The sequence below is a fragment of the Schlesneria paludicola DSM 18645 genome (assembly GCF_000255655.1).
Lineage (GTDB): Bacteria > Planctomycetota > Planctomycetia > Planctomycetales > Planctomycetaceae > Schlesneria > Schlesneria paludicola.
In genome coordinates this window covers 684,856-692,559 of record NZ_JH636434.1, presented here as the reverse complement: position 1 = coordinate 692,559, position 7,704 = coordinate 684,856, and the positions used below count along the sequence as shown (strand labels likewise).

The 7,704-nt window shown below is 52.6% G+C and carries 7 protein-coding genes; 5 read left to right on the top strand and 2 right to left on the bottom strand.

Annotation, left to right across the window (positions count from 1 at the left end; translation table 11 throughout):
• Nucleotides 1-402, top strand: a 402-nt coding sequence (locus OSO_RS0103390) for an integrase core domain-containing protein (protein ID WP_010582137.1), incomplete at its 5' end; no start/stop codon positions are given.
• 1,137 nt (nt 403-1,539) lie between these two features.
• On the opposite strand, the gene OSO_RS0103375 is transcribed toward OSO_RS0103390, so the two are convergent.
• Nucleotides 1,540-2,631: a DUF1559 domain-containing protein gene (locus OSO_RS0103375; protein WP_010582134.1), complete on the bottom strand. Its 1,092-nt coding sequence runs from the start codon at nt 2,629-2,631 to the stop codon at nt 1,540-1,542.
• A 620-nt stretch (nt 2,632-3,251) separates the two neighbouring features.
• Here OSO_RS0103375 and OSO_RS49650 point away from each other — a divergent pair.
• The gene (locus tag OSO_RS49650) at nt 3,252-3,443 is read left to right on the top strand and encodes a hypothetical protein (protein ID WP_010582133.1); all 192 of its coding nucleotides are present in this window, start codon (nt 3,252-3,254) and stop codon (nt 3,441-3,443) included.
• A gap of 383 nt (nt 3,444-3,826) precedes the next feature.
• The gene (locus tag OSO_RS49645) at nt 3,827-4,303 is read left to right on the top strand and encodes a transposase (RefSeq protein WP_157605000.1); all 477 of its coding nucleotides are present in this window, start codon (nt 3,827-3,829) and stop codon (nt 4,301-4,303) included.
• Between the two features lie 661 nt (nt 4,304-4,964).
• On the opposite strand, the gene OSO_RS41965 is transcribed toward OSO_RS49645, so the two are convergent.
• The gene (locus tag OSO_RS41965; RefSeq protein ID WP_010582129.1) at nt 4,965-5,342 is read right to left on the bottom strand and encodes a DUF1731 domain-containing protein; all 378 of its coding nucleotides are present in this window, start codon (nt 5,340-5,342) and stop codon (nt 4,965-4,967) included.
• A gap of 1,158 nt (nt 5,343-6,500) precedes the next feature.
• Between OSO_RS41965 and OSO_RS0103345 the strand changes: the two genes are divergently transcribed.
• Together OSO_RS0103345 and OSO_RS49640 are read left to right on the top strand one after the other, a co-directional pair.
• Nucleotides 6,501-7,175: a hypothetical protein gene (locus OSO_RS0103345; protein ID WP_162130506.1), complete on the top strand. Its 675-nt coding sequence runs from the start codon at nt 6,501-6,503 to the stop codon at nt 7,173-7,175.
• 197 nt (nt 7,176-7,372) lie between these two features.
• Nucleotides 7,373-7,704 (top strand): transposase (locus tag OSO_RS49640; protein WP_010582127.1); only part of this gene is annotated, 332 nt, incomplete at its 3' end.

The following is a 7,704-nucleotide window of genomic DNA, read 5'->3' as shown; positions in this document are numbered from 1 at the left end:
TACAGCCGGTACGTGCTGGCTTGGCAATTGTCCAACAGCATGGATGTGGAGTTCTGTATGGAAGCTCTCGACGAAGCGTTGAAGTATGGTCGTCCCGAGATCTTCAACACGGACCAAGGATCGCAATTTACGAGTCACGAATTTACCAAGCGACTCGAACAGGAGTCGATCGCCATCAGCATGGATGGGAAAGGGCGAGCGATTGACAACGTGATGATCGAACGACTTTGGCGAACCGTGAAATACGAGAACATCTACCTCAAGGAATACGTGACAGGAGCCGATTGTCATGAAGGATTGAAGGCGTACTTCCAGTACTATCGCCACGAGCGACCTCACCAGGGTTTGGCCAACCGCACTCCCTGGCAAGCCTATCAAATCCCTCGCTCCAGACCCCGGTGAAGACCATCTAAGAATTGGCTCCCGGTGGTCCGAAAAACGGGGTCCACTTCAGTGCTTCGAAAGGCAGCGCATGGGACGCTGGCTACTATCATTCGCGACTTTCCGCGAGAAGACCTTTCCATCCATCATCGGGGTATGTAGACCCAGTAGTGATTGACGAGCGAGTGCGATGGATGGGTTTCGACCGTGGGAAACTTCATGATCCGGATTTCCCAGCTATCAAAACCCACTGGTTACTAATTTCCTACTAGTACTTCATCACCCGCTGACGCTGCTGTCCGCATGGCTGTTGTTGAGCAATCCACGAGTTTGCCGAACGCAACACACCTCCGTGTGAGATTGGTGCTAACGGCAAATCCAGATTTCCAGACGCACTTGCCATATTTTGTCTTTCCGCCGAATGGCAAACTGCCCGACGCACAAGGGATCATCATATGTGGCGACCCGGAAATGACAGAATCCGAGTATCGAAACGACGTGTTTCTTCTTTAACTGGCTGTTGAAAATCTCTTGCGGCTAGACAATGAGAACGCCACAACAGATGAGCTCCATGATCGCCAACGATTTCCGGCGAATGTTGCGGATTCACTTGTCGGTGAAAGGCTGAATTGATCGCGGGCCTTCAGATGCACGAATATGTTTGCGGCAATTGTGCCGATACATCATGCACCCAACACGAAACGGATTTCGGAACAAAGGAGCAGGCGGAGCGCGTCTTGCTCCTTTTTTTGTTTTCTGGTGGTTACAACGATGTTATGACCGAATCTATGACCTGCAGGAAGCCGCTCGCGATGATCACTTAGAGCGCATTCAACTTAAGTGTGGCGTCCTGCGGACTAAAAACCACAGCAACAAACCCCTGTTTCGACGCGACACGGAAGTGCGACCCGCACTAGAATTCAGAATCACGCTCAAGGGTATTGGGCGGATTCCGTTGCCGTCGGTGAATTTATCACTCAACCTGCCTTGTCCGCCGCGATTCTTTCTCCCGCCGGTCTCAAAATCGGCGCATCTCACGGCAAGCCGCGCCAGAAACAACCGGTTCGGACGGCACCAGCCAACCAGTCTTGAGTCGATCTAACAACCATCCCATCGAACATTGCGGCGTGAACCGAAATCGCGATTAAACGGACCAGATCACCAACCCTCAGTAACATTTTCAATGTTGGAACCGGCAATGTAATTTCGGAGCGCTCCGTTTCGAGTGCAAAGTGCCCAGAAAACATACTTGTCGGTGGTCTTTGAGACGGGCTTTGCAGAGCCGTCGACAAGTGCGACACTGACGACGTTCCCCGAATGGTAACTGCCATAACTGAAGAACTGACGGGCGAGCCCGGAGGCGGGAGGGAATGTGACCAGGTCACCAATCGTCCGAGGGGCCGGTGGTTGTGTCCAGAAACTGTCGAAAACCATGGGAAGAGTATCATCGGCCATTCGAACACAGCAGCTTTGGCCATCGGCCCAATAGCCAAACAGAGAATCTCCGAGCATGATCGTATTGGTCGTTCCGTCTGTCACATCGCTCAGTTTCACGGCACTGGCATCGTACAACATGCCGTTGGGAATTCTCGGCATGCTGCCGCCGGGAGCGCCCACACGGTAGACTCCTTTGCAGCCACGATACGTCAGATAGGCCCAGCCCTGCGACGCACCATATCCTGGGCGATTGTTTGGCAAATTGGGGACGCTCGGGCAGACGTAGGATGGAATTGACGTACGGAGGTATTGTTCATTGGGGGATACGATATCTGTTCCACCACTTGTCGACGCGGGAACGCCAAGCTTAGGCTTGGAAAAATCGAGTTGGACCGTCCCTTGATCCATGTAAGGCAGAATCAATGCTGACCAGTTCCAGTTCGCGTTCATCCACCACTGTGTCAACGTCAGTGTTGACCTGGACTGAATCATGTCTGGGACGCTTAGAGGCCCTTGATAGATATTGGGAATGGAATACGGTTCCGGAAGCACCATGAACTGACCAAAGCCGCTGCCACCGTCGACCGTTCCTGATGGAAACGTCCTGAATGCACTCTCATAATTGTGCATGGCCAACATTATCTGCTTGATATTATTCAAGCACTGAGTCCGGCGTCCTGCCTCACGCGCTTGTTGAACGGCGGGCAACAACAGCGAGGCCAACATGGCAATGATAGCGATGACCACAAGGAGTTCGATGAGCGTGAAACCTTGCCGTGGCGACAACCGATTCAGATCGTGGCGTCGAATCATTCTGCGACTCCGTTTTCATGTTGTGCGGAGTTTTTCATGATGGACATTCGTGTCAGCCTCAGTGTCATACCACGTCTTGCAGCGATCAGCAATTGGCCTACGGACGTGTTCTTGCTCGGATACGTCGATACCGTCGGTGAATTGATCTTCTGCGGCCGCAACCAGTGTTCTATCGCCAGCCGTGCCCGCTCAAAGTTCCCACCAGATTGTCAGAGATCAGACGCGCCAGCCAGCTTTTTAGCCTGCGCACATCGTGTCACATCTTCGCCGCTCAGCACATCGGGTCGTCGAGTTGAAGCAGTCCCTTCGGTTCCGTAGACCGATGCTCTTGATGAATTCGGTGAAGCGTCAGTCTAACTGGCTTTTGATACTGTGCTTATGACAACCTGTGCGCTTGATTGTCATCGGTCAAGTTGCAGGTTCGGCCATCTGGATCGATGAGCGGTGACGAAAACTCTCACACAGTTTGCCCAGTCTTCCAATCCGATGAAAAAAGAAACTATGAAAGCCGGTTCTCCCGGTCAGGGGGCGATTGTTGGATCGCGATGATCCATGATTGTTCCTACGAACCCAAGCAGATGGCCTGGAGCTGATGACCGATTCTTAACTGGAGAGCTGACATGAAGATTCTAGCAATCGACCTGGGCAAGTTTCAGAGCGTCGCGTGCGTCTATGAAAATTCCTTCGTCACCGTTGCCACGAAGCCCGGCGACATGCATGACCTGTTGGCAACCCATCATCCGCAGCGCCTCGTGATTGAGATCGGCTCCGCGGCCGGTTGGATCCATGACCTGGCCATGACCTGGCCGTGACGATGGAGATCCCGATCGAGGTCGCCAATCCCAATCATGAGGCGTGGCGATGAAAGAACGTCAAGCGGAAGACCGACAAGGACGAAGCTCTCAAGCTGGCTCGATTGTCCGCCATGAACCAACTTCCCACGTTGACCCTTCCCTCAGCCGAAGTCCGTCAATGGCGTTCCTTGATCGGCTAACGCACCACTTTGGTTGCGCGACGGACGGCGATCAAAAATCACATTCGCTCTCTCCTCGACCGTCAGGGCATCCGTTGGCCCGGCGGACGCTCCGGATGGACGGACAAGTCAATCGCGGCACTCAAACTCATGACGCAGTTGGCGACGGAGACTCGGTCGGAGGACTTGTAGCGATTTGAACTCCAGATGGAACTGGAGTCGATGACCCAGTTGCAGGTATTGATCAACCAGGTGGAAGACAAGTTGGATGGCCTGGCCAAGGACGATGTCCGTGTCCAGCAGTTGCAAAGCATTCCCGGCGTCGGCCCACGCTTGGCGGAGGTGGTCGTGGCCGTGATTGACGATGCCACACGATTCAAAAACGCCAAGCAAGTCGGAGCCTATGCGGGTTTGACACCGACGCAGTTCGAGTCCGGAACGATGAGCCGACAAGGCGGGATCAGCGGCCGGGGCAACAAGTTGCTCCGCGCGATGTTGGTCCAGGTCTCCTGGTTGGCCAGACGTTGCAATGGAAAAATCAGCAAGATCTTCGAGGATATCTGTCGTGGAAACAAAACACGCCGGAAAATCGCGGTGATCGCCACGGCCAGGAGGCTCTGGGTGATTTGTTGGGCCATGCTCCGCGACGGCACGCTTTGGCGGGAACCCAGCCCGCCAATCGTGCTCTCGACAAATTGAAGCGACGTTTTTCTTTCATCGCAGAGGCCACAAATGTCACGATAAAAGATCAGAACTGCAAAACGGATGCCGATGGAATGACGACAACCCGAGTTAGAACCTGGGCACTAAGCCTGGTGAAAAAGAATGGGAGTCGTCTTTCGCAACTAGTTGAATGGGACCGCCTTCAAGGCGTGATCTCGGATAGGAGTCTGGAACCATCGTCCTCCAAACACCCTTGACGAAACCGGCTACATAGGAGTTCTAACGGTGTTCTGTCCTCTCCGCTTTCTAAATTCATCCATCGCCGCAAGTGATTAAAATACAGTCGTTTGGTTTTTTTTGACAATCGCAGTCCCTTCCCGGTGCACATTTGGTGCACACACCGTGCACGGGAATTCGAACGACAAGAACGTCCAAAGCTAGATGAGTTTGGCGCTGCCGAACTTACTGACGTCGGCCCACGAATTGCAGTCGCAAAGGCACTGCAAAGCGCCATGAACGCCATTTCAACGAGTGGATAATTGGGGCCAGGATCGGCGAGAGGATCTAAAACTTCTTCAAACTGATCCGTAGTTGCTCAAGCAAAAGTAGTCGACACGCCTGGGTTCCATTGCTCGTGCTCGGAGAAAATCGAGGCTCTAAACAACGAGGCTTCCCCAGCCGCCACATCAAGCAATCGTCAATCCGAGATGCCCGATTGCCCTAGCATGGCAGGAAATTGCGTGCTGGAGGTTGAGATCAAGTCCCGCAGTGCATTTTCCAGAACGGGGAACTCCAACTGGAATCCTCTCTGTTGGAGGCGTTTGGGCAATACGTAGCGTCCATATAGGGCGAGCTCCGGGTCCGTGCACACGAGCAATGGTGCATCGATAAGGACCATTCTTGAAAACGTCGGCAGTTCAATTGGGATACCGATCACGCGGCGGAGCGTCCGCATAGGCCCCTGCTGTGCAGCCGGGATCGGCGACGATGCGATGTAGGCACCATCCATGCGGTCGTCGGTCAACGCACGACGATCGAAGAGACGGTTAATGTCTGCCTCGTGAATTCGACACATCCCTTGGGTACCCGAGCTGACTTTTCCTCCCTCCTCAATCAGAGCGATAGATCCCACTTCGTTGGGTTGGCTGCTTGGCTGGTGAAATTCGTGTTCCCAAGCTTGTCGCGCAATTGAAGCGAATCCATGGCCAAACGGAAATTCTTGAGTGCAGGATACGCGATTGGCGGATCACAGTTGATGACGTAACGGATCGGAATTGCTACCCTTCACTTCGTCGCGATCCGAAAATCACGTTCAATCTCACAGATGATCTTGCGGCGTTCTACCGTAGTGAAAAAAATGACGCTCACAAAGTGGATGGCCTGTCTGGCTACCGTGTTCTTTCATGTAGGTATGAAATAGAAACGTAACGTACGGAAGCGGCGTAGAAATGAATCAGAATCTTCACGACAGTCGGTTGTTGAAGGGGACTGGTGAGTACTCAGGAGTGATTGGCGACGATGATCTGCACTTGATTTGGCAAGGTTCGGAATTTAGTTGATGGTGAGGTTAGTGATTGCGTGCGGATGTGCGTACTTGTTGCGCGAGTCGTAGATTGAAAATGAGCGAAGGTTCTGAAAGGACCGTAGACGGTTGAACTGATGTGTAACATATTGTCTCTGCGCAGTGTTGGCACCCCGCTACTGGGAAAGGAACGGCATGTTGCTCGATTGTAAGCGTACACGCCTGCAATTGTTTGTGCTTCTTGCATCGTACTGCTTATGCCGTTTTGCATCGGCCAACGATAAAAAGCATGATACTGACAACGCAGCACTTCATTATTGGGTGGCGTTCGATCTTTGTGCCGAGCTCCGGCAGAATATGAAAGTCCAAAATGCGACCGCCTTCGAAACTGACACGGGATTTGGCGTGCCGGTGACTGAAGAACTGTCGCGAGTCTTTAATGATCGCGTAAAAAAAGGACTCGCTGAACTTCATCGAGGATCAAAGCTGTCCAACTGCGAATGGGCGACCGACTTCAACGCATACGGCCCCATGGTTATTGCACCGCAAGGAGAAAAGGCACACGGATTAGCTCGAGTGTCACTATTGCGAGCTCGCTGGAGATTCGAGCGAAATGAGTGGAAACATGGAATCGACGATGTCATTGCGACGTTCGTGTTGGCGCGTCACATTGGTCGAGACAAGTTCTGGGCGAACATTCACTTTGGGTGCATGCTTGAAAACATGTGTACGTCGACCACCGCCGCCTACTTGCTCGAAATGCCGGAAAGTGCTCTCGAATATTTGACTCAGCAAGTGGAAGGTCTTCCGAAATTTACTTCGATGCAAGAGGCCATTCTGAAATCGGAAGAATCGATCCAATGGGCGATCGAGGGTGCAAAGCGAGCCGATCGTGACTCGCGATTGGAAGAATTCGTTTCTGAACTCCTGGATGGCAATAAGGACGAGATCAGAAAGGTCCATAATCTCGCTGATAACCTTGAGTCTCTAGTTAGGGTGATGGAATCAGTGCGGCCGCTTATTCAAAAATTAGCGGATGCAACTGCACTTCCTCCCACCGAATATGAACGCTATTTCAAGGAACACGTTGAATTCGAATTCCAACGAAATCCATTGGCTGTCGTATTGATAAATGCAGATGCATACGCTTGTCGAAGCGAAGAAATCGCAGCATGCTGTCGACTGGAAGCGTTGAAGGCCGCGATTGATATCCAGCGGCGCGGGAAGGCGGCCTTGCTAGATCACCTAGATCCTTATGAAACCGAGCCTTTTGGTTACGAGGACATTGAGGGTGGTTATCGACTCATATCGAAATTTCGGTATACAGGCAAAAAAGAAGGATTGGAGCTGACGTTTGGAATGCCCCGACGAGCCCAGGGCAAATAACGCTTGCGAAAATCTTGCTGAGGCAGAGTGCTGCAAATCAGGGCGCAGAAGCGAATTCTGTATCTGCATATGAGCTGGGCGGCTGCCAAGCTGCTTCGAAAGTTCTCAATCGTGCCCTGCGAGGCTTCTAGAGAGCATTTCATAACGCGTATTGGCAAGGAAACTGCGTACCAGTCAGAGCGAAAGGAGTTTCGCTCATGCCAGTCACACGCAAGATTGATCTCGCCGGATATACGTATCTCACTGACGCACAATGGGATCGCATCGCGCACCTGATTCCCGCCCCCGAGGAGCAACCTCGCGGTGGGCGCCCTTTCCACTCGTCACGCGCGTGTTTGGAGGGAATCTTGTATGTACTTATTACAGGTTGCCAGTGGTCAAAGTTACCAAAGTGCTTTCCATCCCCGAGCACGTGCTGGCGGCGCTTCGATGAATGGACTCGAATGGGCATCTTCGAAGGACTTTGGTTCGAACTCCTGCACGAATTGCAGGAGCGTGGCAAAATCGATTGGTCGGAGGCTGCGGCGGA